The sequence below is a fragment of the Pantoea sp. BAV 3049 genome (assembly GCF_009765445.1).
In the GTDB taxonomy this organism is placed as follows: domain Bacteria; phylum Pseudomonadota; class Gammaproteobacteria; order Enterobacterales; family Enterobacteriaceae; genus Erwinia.
This window is the reverse complement of record NZ_WHOY01000004.1, coordinates 71,525-94,833: the sequence shown is the minus strand read 5'-3', so window position 1 is coordinate 94,833 and position 23,309 is coordinate 71,525. Positions and strand designations below refer to the sequence as shown.

Genomic DNA, 23,309 nt, shown 5'->3' with positions numbered 1-23,309 from the left:
TTATTTTTTGCCGCCCGGCAGGACGGAACTGAAGAAACTGAACAGTGCGTCGCCAGCGATCAGACCGGCTGCCAGCACCTCGATTTTGTTACGTACCGGCTCGCCGCCAACGCGCATTACCACCGCACGGATAATGATGCCGATCATCACGGCCCAGCCCGCCAGCGGGTTATTGATCAGCAAACCGGTCGCCAGCAGCACGCCCATCTGACGGCCCGGACCGCCAATCAGCTGAATAATCGCTCCCGGAATTGCCCAGATCAGCAGCGATTTTGCGATTTCCATCGAAACCCCGGCGTTAATGGCGGCAACATAGACTTTCGCTACCGGCGGCACTAATCCCTGTGAGAAGTAGTCGCGGAAAATAAACAGCACCACCGGCATCGCCACCACAAAGGCGATCATCGCTGCGATCAGCTGTTCGCGACGACCTTCCAGTTCAAAGCGGGTGTGTTGCCCTTTTCCGCGCAGGATCCAGCCAGCCTTCAGGTCATAGCCCATATCGGCAAATGCCGGACCGGTTGCGGCAGAGAAGCCGCACAGCATCGCCAGCGCTTCCGGCGGGAAGCCAATCAAAATCCCGATCAGCAGGGTAATCAGCGCCACGGCAAATGCCGGGAACCACCCTGAGTGCATCGCGGCAAGACCGACAATCATTTCATGCAGGAAAGCAGCAAAAGCGGCATAAACCATAAACGCCAGCAGCCAGGGCAGCGACAGGTGCGCATACAGGCCGCTGCTGAGAGCAATCAGTACCGAAATCACCACAAAACCGAGCGCACCATAGCGGATGGTTTTGCCAATCTGCTCACTCTGCACCGCTGGCAGGGCCGCCTCGTGGCTTGCCTCTGTAGCCGCCTGACGCGGTTTACTCTGACGGATAAGCCTGACGATCTGAAACAGCGCCACCACGCCAGCGCCAGCCATCACGCCGTGCGGAATGTAGAGCTTGTTGATATCAATGCTGAACAGCGGCTGTGAATAACCGCGCAGCAGGAAGCCCACACCCAGCATCCCCAGCGCCCAGATATTGCCAATAAACGCGGTGCCCAGCGCTGCCATCGGGAATTTAAACCAGGAGCCGACAGCCCCGATCGCAATGCCAACGCTGAGCAGAACGGCCTGTTTGCCACCCTGATCGCCTGCCTTGATAGACTCGGCCGCCGCAATACCCGGAGGCCATGCCCCTTCGGCCGGGAAAATGCGGGAGTTAAATAACCGATAGAGTAGCCAGCCGTCCAGCAACATCGCCAGCGCCACGCCGACGAACATGGGCATCACCATATCCTGACGGCCAAATAACCAGGGAATGGCGATGGGTAGCAGCAGCGAGTTTGCCGCACCAAAGGTGGCCGCGGAGGTGGCACTCTGCGCAAGGTTTTGAATATGGATCGAGCGAAAACGGGCGAAACACTGCAACGGAATACGCGCAATAATCATTGCCACCATCGCACCGATAATGGCGGTGTTAGGCGTGACGCCAAGGGTGGTTAACAGCTGGACACCGATAATGGCGCCAAACACGCTGAGCACCAGCAGCATCAGCAGCGTTGCGGGGGCGAAAGCGCGCGGATGAGCTTCCTGACCCTCTTGCGGGGTTTCTGAATGGGCGGTCTGACTCACGGTTATTCTCCTGGCAGTGGCAAAAGTAAAAAACGGAAGCTAAGGACGGAGCGGCGCATCGCCCGTTTTACGGGCTATGGTCATGGCGGTTTCTTTCAGTAGCGTGGCGATGCGTTGCAGCTCTTCAGGAGTGGCGAGCGCCTGCGGGAACGAAAGGCAGAACGCGACAGCCTCCTGCGTCACCGGGTCGCCCACCGCGCAGCTGACGGAGGCCGTTTCGGCAATCGATTCATTAATCGCGCAGGCATATCCGGCATCACGGGTTCGGGCAACAGCAGCCACCAGTTCGCTGGCTTCCAGCTTGCTGCCGCTCAGTTGAGCAATGACTTGCGGGCTGGCAAAAAAATCATGCAGCTGTGTGTCGGTAAATCGGGCCAGCAGGGCCCGCCCGGTTGAGGTTCCCCATGCCGGAGAACGTGAGCCGGGCCAGGTGACAACCGCCAGCGCATAGCGGCCGTGAATCACGCGCAGCACCAGAATTTCCTGGCTGTCGAGCATTGAGATATAACCGGTATAACCGGTGCGATCGCAGAGGCCTCGCAGCGCCACATCAACGTGATCGCTGAGTGTCAGCTGGCGGCTGACCAGGTGCGATGCGGAGAGGATCAATGGGCCAGGCAGAAACGTTCCCTGCTGCTCATCTTTTTCCAGGTAACCATAAGATTCGAGCTGGCTCATCACTCTTGATGCGGTGCTTTTCGGCATGCCGAGATGGGTGATGACATCCTGGATACGAATGCCGCCCTGGCGGGAGACCATCAGTTTGAGAATGCTGGCGGTGGTTTCGAGTATAGACATTGCAAAGTCTCATTAAATGGGACAGAGTTCCGATTAATGAGACTGCAAAAGTGATGCCATAGTGTAATTTATTGATTTAACTAAGATGTTGAATTACGCACGGATAAAAATGCACCAGTTTAACGCCCCATTAATGTGCAATGACGTAAAATAGTGCAAAACGCCATGTGAATTTACGTTCGGGGGGCAGCATACCGATATGTCATCAGTGGAATAAAAAAGCCTTACTCAGCTGAGTAAGGCCTTTTTTATATTCAGGCGCAAAGAAGTGCGCTCCGGTAAGTTCAGACTTAACCCTGACTCTCTTCAACCACTTCCTTCTTCCTGAAGGCGAAATTAAAGATCACCAGCAGCGCAAAGATACCGGTTATCACCATGGTGATAGTCCCTTTATCCATAAAGCGCGCCATATTGCCAAGCGCGATACCGGCAACGCCAAAGTCCGTATCAGAGAAGGTGGTGTTGGTTAACCCAATAGCACCGAGCACAGGTAACAGCGCTACCGGCAGGAAGGTAATCAGGATGCCGTGGGCAAACGCACCAAGAGTGGCACCACGACGCCCGCCGGTGGCGTTACCAAAGACCCCCGCAGTCGCGCCGCAGAAGAAGTGTGGCACCACACCAGGCAGGATCAGCACCCAATGCAACTGGCCGAGGATAAACAGCCCAACCAGACCGCCGACAAAGCTGGAAATAAACCCAATCAGAACGGCATTGGGCGCATAAGGGAACACAATCGGGCAATCCAGCGCCGGACGGGCGTTTGGCACCAGTTTCTCCGAGAAACCGGTAAATGCCGGAACAATCTCCGCCAGGATTAAGCGCACCCCCTGAAGGATAATAAAGACGCCAGCAGCAAAGGTAATCGCCTGGATAAAGGAATAGACCAGGTAGTTCTGCCCGTTACTGAAATGACTTTCCACATACTCTTTGCCCGCAGAAACGGAGAGGATAAGATAAATTATCATCATGGTCAGGGAAATAGAGATGGTGCTGTCGCGCAAAAAACTGAGGTTTTTTGGCATGTTCATCTCTTCGGTGGATTTTGAGCCTTTGCCCACCACTGAGCCGATCCAGCCTGACAGAACATAACCAACGGTGCCGGTATGGGCCAAAGCAACCTGGTCGCCCCCGATGATTTTACGCATATAGGGCTGAGCCAGCGCCGGGAAGAATGCCATCAGCATGCCCAGAGCCAGAGACCCGGTATAAATCAGCTGTACGCCTTCAAACCCTGCCACCGACAGAATAATCGCCACCATACAGGCCATATAGAAGGTAACGTGACCTGAGAGGTAGATGTATTTCAGTCGGGTAAAGCGCGCGACAACAATATTAGCCACCATACCAAACGCCATGATCAGCGTGGTTGGCGCGCCATATTTCGCAAGAGCAATGGAGACCATAGCTTCGTTGTTCGGGATAATCCCCTGAACATCAAAAGCCTGTTTGAAAATGTCCCCCAGTGGTGACAATGAACCGACCAGGACCGTGGCCCCGCCAGCCAGAACTAAAAAGCCCAGGATTGTTTTAACCGTTCCCTTGATAATATCGGGCAACGGTTTTTTCTGGGCAACAAGGCCAAAGAGTGCCACCAATCCGACCAGGATAGAGGGCACTTTCAGCACGTCGACGACTACCTGTAAAAGGCTTTGTATAAACATAATAACCTCGGAGATAAGGTGTTCTGAGATGTTTAGCTATTATTATTTGTCGAAATACTCACGCATTTTCTGCTCAATCTCTTTCAGGTCGATAATGTTATTCACAATAATGACCTTATCTTCAGGAAGATTGGCGCTGTAAGCAATATCCTTAGCCATAACAAAGACATCAGCCAGATCTGGTGTTACTGAACCAAGATCGGAGTGGTCAACGTCTGCCGTTACATCGATATTTTTCAGCACTTTTTTGATGTTCATTTCCATCATAAAGCTGCTGCCTAAACCTGAGCCACAAACCGCCATAATTTTCATATAACACCTCATAAAAATGTAATTGATTGATTCCCTGGATTATTGGCTGACAGCATTGCCCGTCAACAAAATTGCTTTCAGTTCTTCTTTGTTACCCGCGTTGAAGATACTCGCCATTTTTTCATCATCGGAGAGCACTTCAGCAAGCTGAGAAATCATTTCGATGTGACTGTTACTGTCCGGTGCCGAGAACATAAAAATGGCGTTTACCGGATCGTTTTCATCAGCATCGAAGGTCACGGCATGACCGAATTTCACAATCGATAATCCCAGCGCCTTTGCCCCCTCTTCCGGACGGGCATGCGGCATGGCAATGCCTGGAGCGATAACAAAATAGGGGCCGATCTCCTCTTTTTGCCGGATAATTGCATCAATATAATCCTGCGAAATGGCCCCCTCTTTCAGCAGCGGCAGCCCGGCAAGCTGGACGGCTTCTTTCCAGTCGGACACCGCGTCGATATATTGAATTTTCTCGTTACTCAGCCAGTTAGCCAGATTAGACATCGTCTTTTTTCCTGAAAAATTTTCTGCACAGTGAGTGTGCGTTATGCCGGGCGCTTCAGCATGTTGCGGGCCACATCCAGTACGTTCTCTTTGGTGAAGCCAAAGTGTTTAAACAGTACACCGGCTGGCGCAGACTCGCCAAAGGTGCTCATGCCTATCACTTTGCCATCCAGCCCGGTATAACGCTGCCAGAACCCTTCAATACTGGCTTCGACAGCCAGCCGCGTGCGAACGCCTTTCGGCAATACCGATTCTTTGTACAGTTCATCCTGTTTATCAAAACGTTCTGTACAGGGAAGGGAAACGACACGGACCTGATGCCCTTCCTCTTTCAACACCGCCGCCGCGCTGACCACCAGCTCCACTTCTGAACCGGAGGAGATCAGCACCATGTCAGGTTTACCGTCGCAGTCAATCAGCACATAGCCGCCACGGGCAATGTTTGCCAGCTGACGGGCAGTACGTGGCTGCTGTTCAAGCGGCTGTCGGGTGAGGATCAGGGCCGTTGGGCCATCCTGACGCTCCACCGCCTGCTGCCAGGCTACGGCTACTTCCACCTGATCGCAGCCGCGCCAGGTTTCCATGTTGGGAGTCAGTCGTAAAGAGGCCAGCTGCTCTACCGGCTGATGGGTCGGGCCATCTTCTCCCAGTCCGATGGTGTCATGAGTGTAAACAAAGACAGAGCGGATCTTCATCAGCGCAGCCATGCGGATGGCATTGCGGGCATACTCCATAAACATCAGGAACGTGCCGCCGTAAGGGATAAACCCGCCATGCAGCGACAGCCCATTCATAATGGCTGACATACCAAATTCGCGCACGCCGTAGGAGATGTAATTCCCGGCCGGATGCTCAGCGGTGAAATCGACGGATTTCTGGTGCCGTGTCAGGTTCGACGGAGAAAGATCCGCCGATCCTCCCAGCAGCTCCGGCAGCAGATCGGCAAAGTGATTCAGGCATTTCTGGCTGACCTGACGGGTCGCCAGACTGGCAGGATTGGCCTGCAGCCCGGCGATATATTCCTGCATGTTTTCAGCCCAGCTTTCAGGCAGTTCACCGCTCATTCGACGGGTGAATTCCGCAGCCAGCTCAGGCCACTGCTGCTGATAAGCGGCAAATAACGTATTCCATTCCTGCTCGCTGCTGGCACCCTGCGCTGTGGCATCCCACGCCTGGTAGATCTCCGCAGGAATTTCGAAAGGTGCGTAAGGCCAGTTCAGCTCTTTGCGCACCAGAGCCACTTCCTCTGCGCCGAGAGCGGATCCATGGCACTCATGGCTGTTGGCTTTATTCGGCGAGCCATAGCCAATAATGGTTTTGCAACACAACAGGCTGGGTTTGTTGGTGACCGCTTTGGCTTCACGTACGGCAGCATCAATTTCAGCCGGGTTATGCCCGTCAATACCGTCGATAACGTGCCAGCCGTAAGCGCGGAAGCGGGCCGGGGTATCGTCCGAGAACCAGCCGTCAACGTGGCCATCAATGGAGATGCCGTTATCGTCCCAGACCGCAATCAGGTTGCCGAGCTGTATGGTGCCGGCCAGGCTGCAAACCTCGTGGGAGATCCCCTCCATCAGGCAGCCATCACCCATAAACAGCCAGGTGTGATGATCCACAATGGCAAAGCCGGGCTGGTTGAATCGGGCGGCCAGCGCTTTTTCCGCGATCGCCATTCCTACCGCATTTGCCACACCCTGCCCCAGCGGGCCGGTGGTGGTTTCCACGCCAGGTGTATAGCCATATTCGGGATGGCCTGGCGTGCGGGAATGAAGCTGACGGAACTCACGGATATCGTCCAGGGTCACGTCATAGCCGGTCAGGTGCAGGAGAGAATAGAGCAGCATTGAGCCATGTCCGTTCGACTGAACATAGCGGTCACGGTTAACCCACTGCGGATTCTGTGGGTTGTGACGAAGATGGCGACGCCAGACCACTTCCGCAATCTCTGCCATCCCCATCGGGGCACCCGGATGACCGGAATTGGCTTTCTGGATTGCATCCACACTCAGCATGCGTATTGCGTTAGCTAACTCGTTGTTTACCACACTCGTTCTCCCGAAATCTGTTCACCTGGTTAAAAGGGGGCTATGCCGGAAAACTGGTCATATTTTTTATTGATTGTATGACATCACTCACTACGTACAGACAGCTTAAATGTGTATAGTCATGTTCATGATGCACCTGGACGTGTCTGTACACAATGTGTAAAATCGAAATTGAGCTGTACATATTCACTGAAGTGCAAATTCGTTAACTTGATCACAACTCAGGGTCATCTGGCGGGTTTGCAGATCGGCCTGTCAGGCAAATATGTGCACTCCCGGCCCGGCGCTGCCACCTTTACCACTTATCGGGAACAACACAGATGATCGATGGCATCACAGAAAAACAGAAAGAGGTTGTCGATTACATCCTGAGGAAGATGAAAGAAGATGGCCTTCTGCCGGGAGATAAGATTGACACTGAAATTGCGATAGCAAAAAACATCGGCATCACGCGAGCCACGGTGCGGGAAGCCACGCGAATTCTTATCGATCAGCAGAGAGTTTACCGGGTTAAAGGTTCCGGTCTGTTTGTGGGTTCAATTGGCCAGAGCAACCATTCGGGCAGGTTTCACGCACTTTCCCCCTTTGATTATCAGGCGCAGCGAAACGGCCATAAAGGCGTCAGAAAAGTCATCGCGGTCAGTATCATGAAAGTCCCTTCACCTGAAATTGCCCAGGCGCTGCGCATCAAAAACAGTGACCAGGTTTATAAAATCCTGCGTCTGATGTGCTTTGATGATGTCCCGGTGGCGCTGGAACATATCCATCTGCCGGTCAACCTGTTCAGCAGCATGGAGTTCAGCAAGCTGGAAATCTCAAAATATGCCTACATCGAGCAACTGACCGGAAAAAAAATTCAGCGCAGGGATCAGAATTTAAGCGCCATTAACATCACCAACCCGGACGAGATGTCGCTGTTAAATCTGAATAATAATGATGCGGTACTGGAGATAAACGAAACTGTCTATCTTGACGATGGCATGCCTTGTGAAGTGAATATTGCGATTATTAACAGCCGGCTGTTTCAGTTAAAGCAGAATACGGAACGGTCGTAGATCAGCGTATTAAAAAAGCCCGGTCAGCTTTCGCTGTACCGGGCTTTTTACCATTAAGGGGGCTTAAACCTCAATCTCTGCGGTATGACCATTTTCCTGCAGCCAGTTGCGGCGATCTTCCGAACGCTTCTTGGCCAGCAGCATGTCCATTACCGCCATCGTCTTATCCACTTCATCATCTTCCACGGTGAGCTGCACCAGACGACGGGTATTAGGATCGAGGGTGGTTTCACGCAGCTGCAGCGGGTTCATTTCGCCCAGACCTTTGAAGCGCTGCACGCCAGGTTTACCCTTCTTGCGCTTCAGCTGATCGAGAATTCCAGCCTTCTCTTCCTCATCCAGCGCGTAATAGACCTCTTTACCCAAATCGATGCGGTACAGCGGCGGCATCGCGACGTAAACGTGACCGTTTTTGACCAGCGAGCGGAAGTGGCGGACAAACAGCGCACAAAGCAGCGTGGCGATGTGCAGACCATCGGAGTCCGCATCCGCGAGGATGCAGATCTTGCCGTAACGCAGCTGGCTCATGTCTTCACTGTCCGGATCGATGCCGATCGCCACAGAGATATCGTGCACTTCCTGCGAGGCAAGCACCTCATCCGAGGAGACTTCCCAGGTGTTAAGGATCTTACCCTTAAGCGGCATGATCGCCTGATATTCACGATCGCGCGCCTGTTTGGCCGACCCACCTGCAGAATCCCCTTCCACCAGGAACAGCTCGGTGCGGGCCAGATCCTGCGCGCTACAGTCGGCCAGTTTGCCCGGCAGTGCCGGTCCGCTGGTCAGCTTTTTACGCACCACTTTCTTGGCGGCACGCATACGGCGCTGGGCGCTGGAGATCGCCAGCTCGGCCAGCATCTCTGCGGCCTGCACGTTCTGGTTCAGCCACAGGCTAAAGGCATCCTTCACCACGCCGGACACGAATGCCGCGCACTGGCGTGAAGAGAGGCGTTCTTTCGTCTGACCGGCAAACTGCGGATCCTGCATCTTCACCGACAGCACGTAAGCACAGCGATCCCAGATATCTTCCGCCGAGAGCTTCACGCCGCGCGGCAGAATATTGCGGAACTCGCAGAACTCGCGCATCGCATCCAGCAGGCCCTGGCGCAGGCCGTTGACGTGCGTGCCGCCCTGCATGGTTGGGATCAGGTTGACGTAGCTTTCCGTCAGCAGCTCGCCGCCTTCCGGCAGCCACAGCAGCGCCCAGTCCACCGCTTCGATATCACCGGCAAAAGAGCCGACAAACGGCTTCTCTGGCAGCGTTGGCAGGCCGTTTACCGCTTCCATCAGGTAGTCAGTCAGGCCATCGGCATAGCACCAGGTCTGCTCGGTGTTGTTAACTTTGTCTTTAAAGACAATCTCAACGCCCGGGCAGAGAACCGCTTTCGCCTTCAGCAAATGGCTGAGACGGGACACGGAGAAACGCGGGCTGTCGAAGAAAGAGGCATCCGGCCAGAAGCGCACGCGGGTACCGGTATTGCGCTTTCCTACCGTGCCAGTCACGCGCAAATCTTCGACTTTGTCACCGTTTTCAAACGCCATTTCATACACTTCAGCGTTACGGCGAACGGTCACTTCCACGCGCGTTGACAGAGCGTTAACCACCGAAATCCCCACGCCGTGCAGGCCACCGGAGAACTGATAGTTTTTGTTGGAGAATTTACCGCCGGCATGCAGACGACAGAAGATCAGCTCAACCGCGGGTACACCCTCTTCGGGGTGAATATCGACCGGCATGCCGCGTCCGTCGTCAATAACCTCCAGCGACTGGTCCGCATGGAGGATCACCTCCACACGCTTGGCATGGCCCGCCAGCGCCTCATCGACGCTGTTATCGATCACTTCCTGACCTAAGTGGTTAGGACGTGATGTATCGGTGTACATTCCCGGACGGCGACGCACGGGTTCGAGGCCGCTGAGTACCTCAATGGAATCAGCGTTGTAGCTGGATTGAGTCATCGTATAAATCTGATTGGTGGCTAAAAATGGTTGGCCAGACTCCGCGGCCCGCTTCAGCTGCCTGACAGGCCAAGGAAGTCGAGGATCGGGGAGAAATGGCGTTCGAATCCGACATACGCATGATTTCCGCCCTCTTCTACCGTCTGGCGACAGGCGCTGTAGTAAGCCAGGGCCTGACGGTAATCGAGCACTTCATCGCCCGTTTGCTGAAGCAGCCAGAGTAAATCCGGCGACTCTAACGGGTCAATCTGCATCACTTTCAGATCGTAAATGTGGCGAGACTCTAACACATATTGCTGGCCGGTGTACGGGTTCTCGTTGTCGCCCAGGTAATCCACCAGCAGCTCAAAAGGCCGTACGGCGGGATTCACCACCACCGCAGGCAGCGTGAAACACTGTGACAGCCAGGTGGCGTAATAGCCGCCCAGCGAAGATCCTACAATCCCCAGCGGTTCGCCTGCCGAGGCCATAACCATGTTTTCCAACAGGGTTGCCGCTTCTCCCGGAAATGCCGGTAGTTGCGGCACAAGCACGCGAATATCCGGATGGTGCTCTGCCAGCCACTGGCGAAACTGCGTGGCCTTGGCGGACTGGGGTGAACTGTTGAAGCCGTGCAAATACAACAGCGTGGCCATTACTCAGTATCCTTCTGAATCAAGATCCGGGCTGAAGGCGCGGGTTTGCAGGCGTTCCACCACCGTTTCAACCCGGCCGTCATCATACAATTCCAGCCAGCGCCAGCCTGGCGCCTCGGAATCAATGGTGAAATTAGTGCAGTGCGGCTTGAACTGAACGCATGTGGATGGGGTAGCCAGCAGACGGCGGCCATTCCAGTTCAGATCCAAATCCTGATGAATATGCCCACAGAGCAGCGTGGTGGCCAGCGGGTAATGCTGCAGCACTGCTTCCAGCATATGCGAGTTGCGCAGGCTGTGCTGGTCAAGCCAGGTGCACCCGGACGGCAGCGGGTGATGATGCAACAGGACCAGCGTATGGCGCTGCGGCTCAATCGCCAGCGTTTTTTCCAGCCACTCCAGCTGGTAGTCACTCAGCTCGCCATGCGGTACACCGAAGACCTGGCTGTCCAGCAGGACTATTTGCCAGCGGTCGCCCACCAGCACGTGCTTTGCATCGGCAATTTGCGCCTCGGCCAGCGTGCTGAACATGGTGGGCTGGAAGTCATGATTGCCCGGTAACCATACGCAGGGCGCAGGCAAACGAGCAATTCCCTCAGCGAAATGCTGATAGGCTTCGACGGTATGATCCTGAGCCAGATCGCCAGTGGCGACGATCAAATCATACGCCTGCTCACTGGCCGAGATAGCCTGCAGCACCGCGTCAAAACTGGCCCAGGTGTTCACACCCAGCAGCGTTTCGTCTTTACCGGCAAAAAGATGGGAATCCGTTATCTGTAAAATCCTGACCCGGGCCCCATTTTCCACAGGAAGTTTTAACAGGCTATCCAATCACAATCCTTAAGGTTAACGCCATCGCAGAAGGTATCACCGTCGGCTTAGCAAACCGGTACGGCCAACGCGCCATGCGCTAAACAGTAGCGCAACCAGTCGGCAAGAAACTGGTTTATCTGATGCTTTTCATCACGCTGATGCAGCTTTTTGTTTGGATAATCATAGCGTGCTTTGAAGCGAAAGATCTGCTGAGTGGAACACACTTCCGCCACCATCGCGTCGTGGTACAGCCGGACTGACATAGCAGGCAGGCTCCAGTAGCTGACCGCCGGGGCAATTTGCTTGACCTCCACCAGCGTAGTGTAGCGCGTCGACTCCTGGATGGTCACCGTATAGCGTGCGCCGTTGACCTGATATGTCACTGACTCGCCCGCCAGGTCTTCTTTAGGCAGCAGGCGGCGTAACTGCGCGAAGTTAGTCTCGCAGAGGCGCATCATCTCAGGGAAATCAGGTACGTAGCGCTTGATCATTGGGTTTTCCACTCGTCTCGAAGTTTTTTATGGTGCAGCTCCAGCCATTGCAAAGCGATGACAGAGGCGGCGTTATCTATTTTCCCCTCTTCCACCCACTGGTAAGCCTGCTGGCGGCTGACCACGTGAACAAGAATGTCCTCATTCTCTTCCTCCAGACCGTGGTTTCCCTGCGCCACGCTGGCATCCACTTCTCCCACCAGAATCGCCAGCCGTTCACTGGTGCCGCCCGGGCTGGCCAGATAGCTCAGCACCGGCTTCACGCGACCTGGGGTTAATCCTGCTTCTTCCGTTGCTTCGCGGCGAACCACGTCTTCCGGTGTCTCGCCAGGTTCAATGATCCCGGCGACTAATTCTAACAGCCATGGTGTTGTGCTGCTGTCAAAAGCGGGAATACGGATTTGTTCAATCAGGACCACCTGATCCCGCACCGGGTCATAGGGTAGCAGCACTGCGGCATGTCCGCGCTCAAACACTTCTCTTTTTACTTCACCACTCATTTCACCGTTAAACAAGCGATGGCGAAAATGGTAACGAGTGAGTGAAAAAAAACCACTGTAAAGTGTCTCACGTGCAATAATTTCTACATCGTTTTTTGTGAAAGTCACTGGGTATTTTTTGCCGGTTTCCATCTGGTTCCCCCCGTGCTGGTGGTGGCATAAACGAGAAAAAGCAATCCCGATTGCGCCGGGAGTGTAGTTCTTAATGAATTATTTGAGTAAATTGTGGCAACATGGCACTTTCAGCCAACTTACCTCTTTAGTTTACTCTGCTAGAATCGGCGATAATTTTTCGGCTTACGTCAGCGCTACCATAGCAATTTTGCTGCACAACAAGGAATGCAAATGAAGAAACTGCTCCCGTTACTTATCGGCCTGAGCCTGGGTGGCTTCAGTGTCGCCAGCCAGGCGGAAAATCTGCTGCAGATCTATCAGCAGGCCCGGTTGTCTAACCCCGACCTTCGCAGTTCTGCAGCCGATCGCGATGCGGCATTCGAGAAAATTAATGAAGCCCGCAGCCCACTGCTGCCACAGTTAGGCCTGGGTGCTGATTATACCTATAACAATGGGTACCGCGACAATAGCGGTCTGCACTCCAACACCACCAGCGGCTCACTGCAGTTGACGCAGACGCTGTTTGATATGTCTAAATGGCGCGCACTGACCCTGCAGGAAAAAACTGCGGGCATTCAGGATGTCACCTACCAGACTGCGCAGCAGAAACTGATCCTCGACACCGCCACGGCCTATTTTAACGTATTAAACGCCATTGATACTCTTTCCTACACGGAAGCCCAGAAACAGTCGATCTACCGTCAGTTGGATCAAACCACGCAACGCTTTAACGTTGGCCTGGTTGCGATCACCGACGTGCAGAACGCCCGCGCACAGTATGACAGCGTGCTGGCGAACGAAGTGACGGCGCGTAACAACCTGGATAACAACGTTGAAACGCTACGTCAGGTAACCGGTAATTACTACCCAAGCCTGGCTTCGCTGAACGTGGACCACTTCCAGACGGAAAAACCACAGGCAGTCAACGCACTGATGAAAGAAGCTGAAAGCCGCAACCTCAGCCTGTTATCAGCCCGTCTGACTCAGGATCTGGCGCGTGAGCAGATTCGCTCTGCTGAAACCGGCCACATGCCAACGCTGGATCTGACCGCTTCGACCGGCCTGTCAAACAGCAAATACGGCGGCAGACGCGCCAACCAGACCTCTGCGACTTCTGACAGCATCACCGGGTCAAACCAGGTAGGTCTGAGCTTCAGTCTGCCTCTGTACAGCGGTGGTTCAGTGACTTCTCAGGTGAAACAGGCGCAGTACTCCTACGTTTCAGCCAGCGAGCAGTTAGAGAGCGCACACCGTACGGCGATCCAGACCGTGCGTTCCTCATTCAACAACGTGAATGCTTCAATCAGCAGCATCAACGCTTACAAACAGGCCGTGGTATCTGCCCAGAGCTCCCTTGATGCGATGGAAGCGGGTTACCAGGTGGGCACCCGTACTATCGTTGACGTACTGGATGCGACCACTACCCTGTACAACGCCAAGCAGCAGCTTTCCGACGCGCGTTACAGCTACATGATCAACGAGCTGAACATTAAGTCTGCTCTGGGTACGCTGAACGAGCAGGATCTGCAGGCGCTGAACGCCCGTCTGGGTAAAGATGTCCCGACATCCCCTGACACCGTGGCACCTGAAAACCCGCAGCAGGATGCCGCTGCGGATAGTGGCCAGACAGCGTCTGCCCCGATGCAGGCGCGTGCCACTCCAGCGGCTGCGCAAACCCGCACAACTGCCAGTGGTAAACGTAATCCGTTCAGTCATTAATGATGAACTGGGGGCGGCGACAGCTGCCCCCTTCACAATCAAACGTATAGCTACGTAAAGTTCCCCTGCCAGCACGCCCCTTCGCTTCAATTTTCACCGCTGTTCCCTTATCCTGAGCGTTACCTTTGGGCACAGGACAGAACGTGATGAAACGGACTAAAAAAATTAATCATGCCTCCTTTCGCAAAAGCTGGAGCGCACGTCATCTCACCCCGGTAGCCATAGCGGTGACCGCGGTATTTATGCTTGCCGGTTGTGAACAATCGGATGAAACAGTCTCGATGTATCAGAACGCTGACGACTGTTCGAAAGCCAATCCTGGCAAAAGCGAACAGTGTACGACGGCGTACAACAGCGCTAAAAAAGAAGCGGAGAAGACCGCGCCGAAATATGCCACCCGCGAAGACTGCGTGGCAGAATTTGGTGAAGGTCAGTGCCAGCAGGCACCTGCTCAGGCGGGGATCGGTTCCACCAATGCCGAATCTCAACAGAGCGGCAGCTTCTGGATGCCGCTGATGGCGGGCTACATGATGGGCCGCATGATGGGTGGCGGTGCAGGCTTCGCTCAGCAGCCGCTGTTTACCTCACGTGCGCCAGGCAGCCCGGCTAACGGCAAATTTGTCGATGCCAGTGGTAAAAGCTTCGGCACCGCCACGCCGGGTCGGACAATGACCGTGCCGAAGACAGCGCTGGCACCGAAACCGGCAACAACCTCAACCGTCACCCGTGGCGGCTTTGGTGACAGTGTGGCAAAACAGTCCACTATGTCTCGCAGCAGCGCCGCTTCCGGCTCCAGCCGCTCTTTCGGAGGCTAACGGGACATGAAGCGTCTTGCTATCGCTGAACGTCCGGGCTGGCGTGAAACGGCCACCGAATTTGGTTTCCGTTTCCATACCATGCACGGTGAGCCTTACTGGTGTGAGGATGCTTACTATCAGTTCACTCTGCAACAGGTTGAAAAGCTGGAGGATGTCACCAGCGAACTGCATCAGATGTGCCTGCAGGTGGTGGATAAAGTGGTGGGCAGCGAAGAGCTGCTCGCCAAATTCCGCATTCCTAAGCACACCTGGGATTTCGTGCGGGCCTCGTGGAAAACCAACCAGCCGTCGCTCTACTCACGGCTGGACCTTGCCTGGGACGGGCAGACGGACGCCAAACTGCTGGAGAACAACGCCGATACGCCAACGTCGCTGTATGAAGCCGCGTTTTTCCAGTGGCTGTGGCTGGAAGATCAGCTCAACGCTGGTAACCTTCCCGCAGGCAGCGACCAGTTCAACAGCCTGCAGGAAAAGCTGATCGATCGCTTCGCCGCATTGCATCAGCAGCACGGCTTCAGCTGGCTGCATTTTGCCTGCTGTCGTGACACTGATGAAGATCGCGGCACGGTGCAATACCTGCAGGACTGCGCCACGGAGGCGGGTCTGCCGTCGGAGTTTCTGTATATCGACGAGATTGGTCTGGGTGAAAAAGGACAGTTTACCGATGTGCACGACCAGGTGATTAGCAACCTGTTTAAGCTTTATCCGTGGGAATTCATGATGCGCGAAGTGTTTTCCACCAAGCTGGAAGACGCGGGTGTACGCTGGCTGGAACCGGCATGGAAAAGCATTATCTCCAACAAAGCGCTGCTGCCGATGCTGTGGAAGATGTTCCCGAATCATCCCAATCTGCTGCCAGCTTATTTCGCGGAAGATAACGTCCCGGCAATGGATAAATACGTGGTCAAGCCGCTGTTTTCACGCGAGGGTGCCAATATCAGCATCGTGGAAAACGGTCAGGAAATTGCCCGTGTTGACGGACCCTACGGTGAAGAAGGCATGATCGTACAGCAGTTCCATCCGCTGCCGAAATTCGGCGACAGCTATACGCTGATCGGCAGCTGGCTGATAGACGATCAGCCCGCCGGGATCGGCCTGCGCGAGGATCGCGATCTGATTACGCAGGATCTCTCACGCTTCTACCCGCACGCTTTTATTGAATGATCGTAAAAAGCGGCGTGAAGGGAAATCGCCGCATGGATGACAAATCTGAGCGACCAGATAAACCCATCCGCGATCCGGATGATACTTTGCTTAACCCTGTTGGAGTAGCAAGTATCATCTGGCCGGATTTATCCGGCCCTCTCGTACTACCCCACCTGGACAGACAGCATACTCAGCGAGGCCATCACCAGGCCATCCACCGGAATCGACACCGCTTCGCCTGGCTGACGGGCACCCAGCACGTACAGCAGCGGCAGGTAGTGCTCCGGCGTCGGGTTAGACAGTTCAGCCCCTTCATGCTGCATAAAATTCACCAGCGGATGCTGCTCTGCCGGGCCTTCCCAGCTCAGGTTATCGCGCACATAATTATTGAATGAGGCAGCCCAGGAATAAGGCTCCGGATCGCCCTGCCAGCGTACCATACGCAGGTTATGAACCACGTTGCCACTGGCGACAATCATCATGCCCTGCTCACGCAGGGCAGCCAGTTTACGCCCCAGTTCAAAGTGGTAAGCAGGCGGTTTGGTGCCGTCCACGCTCAGTTGTACCACCGGGATATCGGCGTCCGGATACATCTTGATCAGTACGCCCCATGAACCGTGGTCAAATCCCCACTCCTGATCGGGATGAACGTCGACAGGAGCAAGCGCTTCAGCCACTTCACGCGCCAGTTCCGGTGAACCCGGTGCAGGATAATGCGTATCGAACAACGCCTGAGGGAAACCGCCAAAGTCATGAATAGTTCGCGGTTTTTCCATCGCCGTTACCGCTGTGCCACGGGTATACCAGTGCGCCGAAACGGCAATAATCGCTTTCGGACGCGGCAGGGTTTTGCCCAGTTCACGCCAGGTGTCGGTATAAACGTTCTCTTCCAGCACATTCATCGGGCTGCCATGGCCAAGGAACAGTGCGGGCATACGTGTCTGACTCATAATAACTCCCCAGAATATGTCGGCTTGATGACGGCTACATTACGCCCATTTCCCGGCCGATGAACCCGGAGAAGTATGATGAAGATCTTCAGGAAATTTGAATGGCCTGCGCTATGAATAACAAGAAAAAACGGTTTGGTAAGGTGAGTATGATTTGACGCATCCCGCGGAAAAAGGCCATGATACTAAGTATCATAATATGCTTAGTGTTGATACCTGCCCATGGCCTACTCCATCGATATCATTTCCTGCATTACTGAACGATTTATGGCTTTGACTGCCACGGAAAAACGCATCGCACAATTTATTCTGGATGACGTAGCCACCGCGACCAATTTGCCCATTGCCGAACTGGCGCGGTTGACGCAGACCAGCCAGGCATCGGTCACCCGTTTTGCACGAGCATTAGGGTGTAAGGATGTCCGCGAGCTCAAAATAAAACTGGCGCAGTCACTGGCGGTCGGTCAGCGGTTCATTCTTGATGTTCCGGACCTTGAAGGCGTGCAGGGTATTTATGAGTCTATTATCAGCGTGCTGGATACCAATCGTCGGGCACTGGACAGCCAGGCATTGCAAAAAGCGGTGGGCTTGCTGAGTGGGGCCAGGCAAATCCTCGTGGTTGGCATGGGGGGAGGATCAACTATTTGCGCGCAGGAGTTACAGTATCGTCTGTTTCGGCTTGGCCTGCCCGTGGTGAGTCAGAACGATGGCTTATTGGTCCGCATGATGTGTTCAGCAGTCGCGCCACAGGATGTGGTGGTCACGCTTTCTTTAGGGGGCTATACGCAGGAAGTCACAGAAAGCGCCGCAATCGCCCGGCAGTATGGTGCGAAGGTCATTGCAGTCACGCCGTCTGAAACTCCGCTCGCCGCCGTGGCCGATCTGGTGCTGCCCCTGCACGTCCGGGAAAATGATTATATTTTTAAGCCCAGCCCCTCACGCTACGCCATGCTGGCAATGATTGATGTGCTGGCTACCGAGCTGGCAATGGCAAATAAAGCTCAGGCCAAAGATCGCCTGCGCCGCATCAAACTCTCACTGGACAGCCTGCGCGGCGGCGTGGATCGTCAGCCTCTGGGGGATTAATCTCTGTTTTGCCAGGCATCAATAAATTGCAGGGCATTTTCGCGCGTTTTGCCGGTATCCTGCCCGGCCCGGTAAAGATCGCTGCCCAGACCGGCTCCGGCACACCCGGCCCGTCTGTAATTTGCCAGCGAGTCTGGCGTTACTCCTCCCACCGCCAGCACCGGAACATCTGCAGGTAATACGGCTTTCAACGCCCGAATGTACTCAGGGCCAAAAATGTTGGAGGGGAATATTTTTAACCAGTCTGCACCGGCCTCCAGGGCATTAAAAGCCTCTGTCGCCGTCGCGCATCCGGTACAGACCAGCATGCCATGCCTGACGGCGCGACGGATAACGTCAGGCTGCGTATTTGGGGTCACAATCAGCCGCGCACCAGCCTGTGCCAGAAAATCAACCTGTTCACCCTTTAACACCGTCCCTGCACCAATCACCGCCTGCCCACCAAATTGCCGCACGGCTGCCGGAATACTCTGCTGCCAGCCAGGGGAGTTGAGCGGGATCTCAATGTAGCGAAATCCGGCCTCAATCAGCACTTCAATATGAGAGGGTGCCTCTGCGGGGGTGATCCCGCGTAAGATCGCCACCAGTTTATTGTCTTGCATAAACCAGACTCCTTATTCCCTGTAAAAATGCGTTATCGCCGGGACACTCAGTGACGGCAATATTAATCCGCTCGAATGCCTGACGGTAACGGGCATTAAGCTGCGGACTGCCAACCAGAGTGACAGCGCCACTCTTTTTTTGTCGGCAAAAGGCCGACACCTCTGCGCCAATCAGCAGACCAGATAAATAATCCGCTACCGATGTGACGGCCAGCGTTCCCAGCAGCCGATCGGCCCTTGCGGTAAACAGCCGTGAAATCAGCGAAGGAGTATCCATTCCCCGTTCAAGACCCAGTTTAAAAGCATCATTATCTGCCTGCTGTGCCGGTAATCCTTTCCCCGTCAATGAGTGGTCCATCAGCAGATGATGTAACTCGCCAGTCATTGCCGTAGAGAAATGGCAAATCTGGCCGTCATCTACGTCCACCCATTTACAATGGGTGCCCGGCATCACGTAGCATTGCGCCGGCATCAGTTGTATCACTCCTGCCAGTTGGGTTTCCTCGCCACGCATAACATCGCAGCCGTCCGCTCGCTGCACCATTAACCCCGGTACTATCCAGACATTGTCAGCCACCTCGCACAGCCTTTCACTGAGATCGGAAAGCGAAGTCGGGCAGGCCAGATAAGGCGTTCTTCTCCAGCCTGCATCGCTGCCAATCATTCCCGCCATCACCACCGGGACAGGCGCATCCTCACGCCAGGGTGCGATATATTGTCCAAATATATCGGCAGGAGACTGACCGTGAAGCTGAGTGATCCCCAGCGGCAACTGTAGCTGTTGCACACATTGATCGTCGGCGAACAGCCAGCCGCGTAAATGCGTCGACCCCCAGTCTACGGCAATCCAGCGTTCCATAATGTCCCTCTCAACTCTCCGTAGCTTTAGAACCACCCACGCTAAGCGGTGCCGTGCCGGGCTGTTCTTCACGTTCCCGGGTAATCATCTCCAGCGCCTGTTCCCGGCTGAGTTTACTGGCGGGTGTGATCAAGGTGACGAGCACAGAAGCGACCAGACTGGCCACTACTGACGGTATACAGGGGTTTCCCCAGTATGCGAGCCAGTGGCTGTCCATCAGTACAATCACCGATGCCGCCGCGCCACCCAACAAAGCCGCCAGCGCGCCCTGCCAGTTAAAACGCATCCAGAAGCGCCCAAGGATTGAACAGATAAACATTCCGGACATGATCATCGAGATCATTTTGGTGATATAGCTAATGATGTCATTGGAGGTCAGTGCAAAAATCAGCGCCAGACCAATGACCAGAACCAGGAAAATACGTGACAGCCGGATCGCTTTTTCCGGGGCCGGCATATGGCCGGTGATCAGCGTATAGAGATCGCGCAGGATAATAGAGACTGCGGCGATGGCATCGGAACTGCCGGAGGACATATTGGCAGACATCCCGGCGATAAGCACCGCCATTGCCAGCACCGGCGGCAGGACCTGAGTGGCAAACAGGAAGGCAAAACCGCTATTTTCCAGGTGGGAATTCATTGTCCACACGGCCATGCCGATAATGGCAGGCAGGAAAGAGAACATCAGATATAAAACCCCGGTGATGGTGAATGACTGACGTACTGAAGAGACATTTTTTGCAGAATAGATACGCTGACGATAAGACGGCGTTGCCAACACACCAACGCCAATAACCATTGCCAGTGACAATGCGGGTAATACTCCCATTTTATCCACGGCAAATAAACTCTGTGCTGCCGGTTCAACGGATTGTTTAATATGATCCCAACCACCGACATGGTGCACAGCCAGCACCGCCATTAAGATAAAACCGACAAACAGCACAATTGACTGAACCGTATCAATCCATACCACTGCGGAATAACCGCCGATTCCCACATAAACGATAAAGGCGAGAGCAATGATAATTTTCGCCGTATTAATATCAATACCACTGGCCCAGGCAAGATAGAGTCCACCACCTAATATATGAGCACCAAGCCAGCCAATCGAAGCGATAAAGATCAATACTGCCACAAGATTTTTTATAATCCGGCTGCCGCCGGTATAATAAGAAATTTCTTCGCTCATGGTCATAAACCGCAATTTACGCACCGGGGCAAATAACCACGCCACCAGCAAAATGCCCACGGCCCCTCCCAGTCCGTACAGCATCCCTGCCCAGCCATTGGAGTAACCAAACCCGACGGCACCTACGCTGGATCCCGTCCCTACCATTGTGCCTACGGTAGACCCCAGGGTTAAAATCATCGGTAATGAGCGACCACCCAATAAAAAGTCATCGCCATTTTTTTGCTGTCGGGAAACATACCAACCCAGCGTAATCATGGCACAGGCATAGACAGTGAACCAGATTAAAAAAGACATATTGTTCATTGCTCTCGTCCCAATACGGTAAATAATGTCTTAGCGAATCGACATTATGGTGTTGACAAGAATAGTCCCCTGTTAATACAGGAGACCTACGAATGCTTTCAGTTAAAAACATTAAAAAATTTATTTATCTTTTTGCTTTTATTACGTCCCCTTCCGCAATGGGAAAGGTTTTATTTCAGGCGTGCAGCGTTAAAACAGGTCACATCCACTTCTACTTTACAGTCCACAACCAGGTCGGCCACACAGCAAATACGTGCCGGAGGATGTTCGCCAAAAATCTCACGAAACACTTTATTAAATGACTGGAAATATCGCGAATCGGTGAGAATAACACTTACATGCACCACGTCAGCAAGCGTATAGCCCGCTTCAGTCATAATATCGATACAGTTCTGAATCGCCAGGCGCGACTGTTCAACAATCCCCCCTTCGACAACTTCTCCCTCTTTCATTGGCGTCTGCCCGGAGACATAGAGCCAGCCTGCCGCTTCAACCGCCCGTGAAAAGGGAAGATGTTGCCCTCCCGTTCCCGTTCCCCCTGCCGTACCATAACGTTTAACAGACATACACCCTCCTGAGTTTTATGACTGACGCCGCAGAAAACGACCTGCCCGTCCGGTAATTTTTCGTTCACCGCTGTAGCTCATCACCCCGTTTACCATCACCGCGTCAATACCGGCTGCGGGTTGCTGGGGAGCGGTGAAAGTAGCCACATCACGAATCGTCTGTGGGTCGAACATAACCAGATCGGCGTAGTAGCCCACCTTTACCAGGCCACGCTGCGACAAATTAAAGCGCGCGGCGGAAAGTCCGGTCATTTTGTGAACGGCGGTAGCCAACGGGAAAAGTTGTTCATCCCGGCAATAGTGTCCAAGCACTCTTGGGAACGCACCCCATAACCTTGGATGTGGCATCGGATCGTTAGGCAATCCATCAGAACCAATCATGGAAACCGGATAGCGTAAAACCCGACGCACATCCTGCTCATCCATGTTGTAATAAATTGCGCCTGCAGGCATCAGTCGTTTAGCGGCGTCCTGTAAGGAAGTCTGCCAGCCCGCGGCAATTTGTTGCAGCGTCCTGCCCGCCTGGTCGGGATGGGGCTCTGACCAGGTGATCACGATATCGAACTCGTCTGTCACCTGCCCGATATCCAGCGTGGACGAACTGGCAGAGTAGGGATAACAGTCACAGGCAATTTCCTGGCGCTGACGCATTTCATCAAAAAAAGGCAGTGTTTCCCGCGTACGGCCCCAGTTTTTGGCACCGGCGCATTTGTGGTGAGACACCACAACCGGAACGTTGCCATGTCTGCCAATACGAAATGCTTCGTCCAGCGCCTCCAGAACAGGCTCAAACTCAGAACGCAAATGAGTGGTATAAATCGCGCCGGTTCCGGACAGCTCTTCTGCCAGGGCCATCACTTCTTCAGTGGAGGAGTGAAATGCACTCGCATAGGCAAGACCGGTGCTAAGCCCCAAAGCCCCCTGGCTCAGCGCCAGGCACAACTGTTCGCGCATCGCCGCTATTTCCCCTTTGGTGGCGGTGCGAAACAGCGAGCTCATATGATTATTACGCAGTGCAGTGTGACCGATCAGGGTGCCCACATTGACAGATGGACGTGCTGACGCCACGGCATCGGCGTAAGCATTAACGGTGGGATAGATAAAATGTTCACTCCCACCCAATAAATTCATAGGGTCGGGGACATGGCCTTTGATTGATGCTGTCGCAGCACTGATGCCACAGTTTCCCACAATCACCGTAGTAATGCCCTGGCTTATCTTTGGCAGATACTCAGGCATCCGGATAACGTTAATATCATCATGGGTATGCACATCAATAAACCCCGGTGACAGCACCCTGCCAGTACCATCAATCACCTGCTGAGCCTGTTGTGCAATGGTCGGGGCGATATCCACGATACGGTCCTGGTAAACCGCCACATCAGCGCGATACTGCGGGCCACCACTCCCATCCACCACCGTAACATTTTTAAAAAGCCAGTCGAGCTTCATAACGCCTCACTCCCTTTATGTTCTGACCATAAGTAGACCACCGCTGCGATATAAAAAAAAGTGGAAAACCACACAAAAACCATATTAATTAGTGATACTT

General features: G+C 54.1%; 22 protein-coding genes. 5 read left to right on the top strand and 17 right to left on the bottom strand.

The window, feature by feature from the left end; translation table 11 throughout:
* From GSQ70_RS00500 to tkt, 6 genes are all read right to left on the bottom strand, one after another.
* Window positions 1-1,542, bottom strand: coding sequence for an OPT/YSL family transporter (locus GSQ70_RS00500; protein WP_199257191.1), 1,542 nt, complete (start codon window positions 1,540-1,542; stop codon window positions 1-3).
* A 120-nt stretch (window positions 1,543-1,662) separates the two neighbouring features.
* A complete protein-coding gene (locus tag GSQ70_RS00495) occupies window positions 1,663-2,421 on the bottom strand; it encodes an IclR family transcriptional regulator (protein ID WP_158780455.1) in 759 nt (252 codons plus the stop codon).
* A 290-nt stretch (window positions 2,422-2,711) separates the two neighbouring features.
* A complete protein-coding gene (locus tag GSQ70_RS00490; protein WP_158780454.1) occupies window positions 2,712-4,085 on the bottom strand; it encodes a PTS ascorbate transporter subunit IIC in 1,374 nt (457 codons plus the stop codon).
* Window positions 4,086-4,127: 42 nt separating this feature from the next.
* On the bottom strand, window positions 4,128-4,397 hold the full coding sequence (locus GSQ70_RS00485; protein ID WP_158780453.1) for a PTS sugar transporter subunit IIB: 270 nt from the start codon (window positions 4,395-4,397) through the stop codon (window positions 4,128-4,130).
* 39 nt (window positions 4,398-4,436) lie between these two features.
* Window positions 4,437-4,901, bottom strand: a complete 465-nt coding sequence (locus GSQ70_RS00480) for a PTS sugar transporter subunit IIA (RefSeq protein ID WP_158780452.1) — start codon at window positions 4,899-4,901, stop codon at window positions 4,437-4,439.
* 41 nt (window positions 4,902-4,942) lie between these two features.
* The gene (tkt, locus tag GSQ70_RS00475; protein ID WP_158780451.1) at window positions 4,943-6,946 is read right to left on the bottom strand and encodes a transketolase; all 2,004 of its coding nucleotides are present in this window, start codon (window positions 6,944-6,946) and stop codon (window positions 4,943-4,945) included.
* Between the two features lie 320 nt (window positions 6,947-7,266).
* On the opposite strand from tkt, the gene GSQ70_RS00470 reads away from it, so the two are divergent.
* Window positions 7,267-8,001 (top strand): GntR family transcriptional regulator, encoded by a 735-nt coding sequence (locus GSQ70_RS00470; RefSeq protein WP_158780450.1) that lies wholly within the window; start codon window positions 7,267-7,269, stop codon window positions 7,999-8,001.
* 63 nt (window positions 8,002-8,064) lie between these two features.
* On the opposite strand, the gene parE is transcribed toward GSQ70_RS00470, so the two are convergent.
* Genes parE through nudF form a run of 5 tightly spaced genes read right to left on the bottom strand, consistent with a single transcriptional unit; the run spans window position 8,065 to window position 12,531 of the window.
* The gene (parE, locus tag GSQ70_RS00465; RefSeq protein WP_158780449.1) at window positions 8,065-9,960 is read right to left on the bottom strand and encodes a DNA topoisomerase IV subunit B; all 1,896 of its coding nucleotides are present in this window, start codon (window positions 9,958-9,960) and stop codon (window positions 8,065-8,067) included.
* A 53-nt stretch (window positions 9,961-10,013) separates the two neighbouring features.
* Window positions 10,014-10,595 carry an esterase YqiA gene (yqiA, locus tag GSQ70_RS00460; RefSeq protein ID WP_158780448.1) on the bottom strand — a complete coding sequence of 194 codons (582 nt, stop codon included), beginning with the start codon at window positions 10,593-10,595 and terminating at the stop codon, window positions 10,014-10,016.
* Between the two features lie 3 nt (window positions 10,596-10,598).
* Window positions 10,599-11,426 carry a 3',5'-cyclic-AMP phosphodiesterase gene (gene cpdA, locus GSQ70_RS00455; protein WP_158780447.1) on the bottom strand — a complete coding sequence of 276 codons (828 nt, stop codon included), beginning with the start codon at window positions 11,424-11,426 and terminating at the stop codon, window positions 10,599-10,601.
* Between the two features lie 47 nt (window positions 11,427-11,473).
* Window positions 11,474-11,899, bottom strand: a complete 426-nt coding sequence (locus GSQ70_RS00450; protein ID WP_158780446.1) for a DUF1249 family protein — start codon at window positions 11,897-11,899, stop codon at window positions 11,474-11,476.
* Window positions 11,896-12,531 (bottom strand): ADP-ribose diphosphatase, encoded by a 636-nt coding sequence (gene nudF / locus GSQ70_RS00445; protein ID WP_158780445.1) that lies wholly within the window; start codon window positions 12,529-12,531, stop codon window positions 11,896-11,898. Before nudF ends, GSQ70_RS00450 begins: the two co-directional genes overlap by 4 nt.
* A 213-nt stretch (window positions 12,532-12,744) precedes the next feature.
* Here nudF and tolC point away from each other — a divergent pair, with 213 nt between their 5' ends.
* The 3 genes from tolC to GSQ70_RS00430 all read left to right on the top strand — a co-directional run bounded on the left by tolC (window position 12,745) and on the right by GSQ70_RS00430 (window position 16,214).
* Complete coding sequence (gene tolC / locus GSQ70_RS00440) at window positions 12,745-14,232, top strand: outer membrane channel protein TolC (protein ID WP_158780444.1); 1,488 nt, start codon at window positions 12,745-12,747, stop codon at window positions 14,230-14,232.
* A 146-nt stretch (window positions 14,233-14,378) separates the two neighbouring features.
* On the top strand, window positions 14,379-15,047 hold the full coding sequence (locus tag GSQ70_RS00435; protein WP_158780443.1) for a DUF1190 family protein: 669 nt from the start codon (window positions 14,379-14,381) through the stop codon (window positions 15,045-15,047).
* 6 nt (window positions 15,048-15,053) lie between these two features.
* Window positions 15,054-16,214 carry a glutathionylspermidine synthase family protein gene (locus tag GSQ70_RS00430; RefSeq protein ID WP_158780442.1) on the top strand — a complete coding sequence of 387 codons (1,161 nt, stop codon included), beginning with the start codon at window positions 15,054-15,056 and terminating at the stop codon, window positions 16,212-16,214.
* A gap of 146 nt (window positions 16,215-16,360) precedes the next feature.
* Here GSQ70_RS00430 and ygiD read toward each other — a convergent pair whose 3' ends face one another.
* Window positions 16,361-17,146 carry a 4,5-DOPA dioxygenase extradiol gene (gene ygiD, locus GSQ70_RS00425; protein ID WP_158780441.1) on the bottom strand — a complete coding sequence of 262 codons (786 nt, stop codon included), beginning with the start codon at window positions 17,144-17,146 and terminating at the stop codon, window positions 16,361-16,363.
* Window positions 17,147-17,368: 222 nt separating this feature from the next.
* Between ygiD and GSQ70_RS00420 the strand changes: the two genes are divergently transcribed.
* Window positions 17,369-18,232 (top strand): MurR/RpiR family transcriptional regulator, encoded by an 864-nt coding sequence (locus GSQ70_RS00420; RefSeq protein ID WP_158780440.1) that lies wholly within the window; start codon window positions 17,369-17,371, stop codon window positions 18,230-18,232.
* On the opposite strand, the gene GSQ70_RS00415 is transcribed toward GSQ70_RS00420, so the two are convergent.
* The 5 genes from GSQ70_RS00415 to GSQ70_RS00395 form a co-directional block, all read right to left on the bottom strand.
* Window positions 18,229-18,834, bottom strand: a complete 606-nt coding sequence (locus GSQ70_RS00415) for a 2-dehydro-3-deoxy-6-phosphogalactonate aldolase (protein ID WP_158780439.1) — start codon at window positions 18,832-18,834, stop codon at window positions 18,229-18,231. The genes GSQ70_RS00420 and GSQ70_RS00415 overlap by 4 nt on opposite strands.
* A complete protein-coding gene (locus GSQ70_RS00410; RefSeq protein ID WP_158780438.1) occupies window positions 18,821-19,693 on the bottom strand; it encodes a 2-dehydro-3-deoxygalactonokinase in 873 nt (290 codons plus the stop codon). Before GSQ70_RS00410 ends, GSQ70_RS00415 begins: the two co-directional genes overlap by 14 nt.
* 10 nt (window positions 19,694-19,703) lie before the next feature.
* The gene (locus tag GSQ70_RS00405) at window positions 19,704-21,191 is read right to left on the bottom strand and encodes a sodium:solute symporter family protein (RefSeq protein WP_158780437.1); all 1,488 of its coding nucleotides are present in this window, start codon (window positions 21,189-21,191) and stop codon (window positions 19,704-19,706) included.
* Window positions 21,192-21,361: 170 nt separating this feature from the next.
* Entirely contained in the window at window positions 21,362-21,757 is a 396-nt protein-coding gene (locus tag GSQ70_RS00400) for a RidA family protein (protein WP_158780436.1), read from the bottom strand.
* Window positions 21,758-21,772: 15 nt separating this feature from the next.
* On the bottom strand, window positions 21,773-23,209 hold the full coding sequence (locus tag GSQ70_RS00395) for an amidohydrolase family protein (RefSeq protein WP_158780435.1): 1,437 nt from the start codon (window positions 23,207-23,209) through the stop codon (window positions 21,773-21,775).
* Window positions 23,210-23,309 lie beyond the last annotated feature (100 nt).

Excerpts from the sequence above, each read along its gene's own strand:
- nudF (WP_158780445.1), bottom strand. The coding sequence starts at position 12,531 with ATGGAAACCGGCAAAAAATACCCAGTGACTTTCACAAAAAACGATGTA.
- GSQ70_RS00400 (WP_158780436.1), bottom strand. The coding sequence starts at position 21,757 with ATGTCTGTTAAACGTTATGGTACGGCAGGGGGAACGGGAACGGGAGGG.
- GSQ70_RS00480 (WP_158780452.1), bottom strand. The coding sequence starts at position 4,901 with ATGTCTAATCTGGCTAACTGGCTGAGTAACGAGAAAATTCAATATATC.
- ygiD (WP_158780441.1), bottom strand. The coding sequence starts at position 17,146 with ATGAGTCAGACACGTATGCCCGCACTGTTCCTTGGCCATGGCAGCCCG.
- GSQ70_RS00405 (WP_158780437.1), bottom strand. The coding sequence starts at position 21,191 with ATGAACAATATGTCTTTTTTAATCTGGTTCACTGTCTATGCCTGTGCC.
- GSQ70_RS00410 (WP_158780438.1), bottom strand. The coding sequence starts at position 19,693 with ATGGAACGCTGGATTGCCGTAGACTGGGGGTCGACGCATTTACGCGGC.
- parE (WP_158780449.1), bottom strand. The coding sequence starts at position 9,960 with ATGACTCAATCCAGCTACAACGCTGATTCCATTGAGGTACTCAGCGGC.
- tolC (WP_158780444.1), top strand. The coding sequence starts at position 12,745 with ATGAAGAAACTGCTCCCGTTACTTATCGGCCTGAGCCTGGGTGGCTTC.
- GSQ70_RS00485 (WP_158780453.1), bottom strand. The coding sequence starts at position 4,397 with ATGAAAATTATGGCGGTTTGTGGCTCAGGTTTAGGCAGCAGCTTTATG.
- GSQ70_RS00415 (WP_158780439.1), bottom strand. The coding sequence starts at position 18,834 with ATGCAAGACAATAAACTGGTGGCGATCTTACGCGGGATCACCCCCGCA.
- GSQ70_RS00395 (WP_158780435.1), bottom strand. The coding sequence starts at position 23,209 with ATGAAGCTCGACTGGCTTTTTAAAAATGTTACGGTGGTGGATGGGAGT.
- GSQ70_RS00430 (WP_158780442.1), top strand. The coding sequence starts at position 15,054 with ATGAAGCGTCTTGCTATCGCTGAACGTCCGGGCTGGCGTGAAACGGCC.
- yqiA (WP_158780448.1), bottom strand. The coding sequence starts at position 10,595 with ATGGCCACGCTGTTGTATTTGCACGGCTTCAACAGTTCACCCCAGTCC.
- GSQ70_RS00470 (WP_158780450.1), top strand. The coding sequence starts at position 7,267 with ATGATCGATGGCATCACAGAAAAACAGAAAGAGGTTGTCGATTACATC.
- GSQ70_RS00490 (WP_158780454.1), bottom strand. The coding sequence starts at position 4,085 with ATGTTTATACAAAGCCTTTTACAGGTAGTCGTCGACGTGCTGAAAGTG.
- GSQ70_RS00495 (WP_158780455.1), bottom strand. The coding sequence starts at position 2,421 with ATGTCTATACTCGAAACCACCGCCAGCATTCTCAAACTGATGGTCTCC.
- GSQ70_RS00500 (WP_199257191.1), bottom strand. The coding sequence starts at position 1,542 with ATGCTGCTGGTGCTCAGCGTGTTTGGCGCCATTATCGGTGTCCAGCTG.
- GSQ70_RS00420 (WP_158780440.1), top strand. The coding sequence starts at position 17,369 with ATGGCCTACTCCATCGATATCATTTCCTGCATTACTGAACGATTTATG.
- GSQ70_RS00435 (WP_158780443.1), top strand. The coding sequence starts at position 14,379 with ATGAAACGGACTAAAAAAATTAATCATGCCTCCTTTCGCAAAAGCTGG.
- GSQ70_RS00450 (WP_158780446.1), bottom strand. The coding sequence starts at position 11,899 with ATGATCAAGCGCTACGTACCTGATTTCCCTGAGATGATGCGCCTCTGC.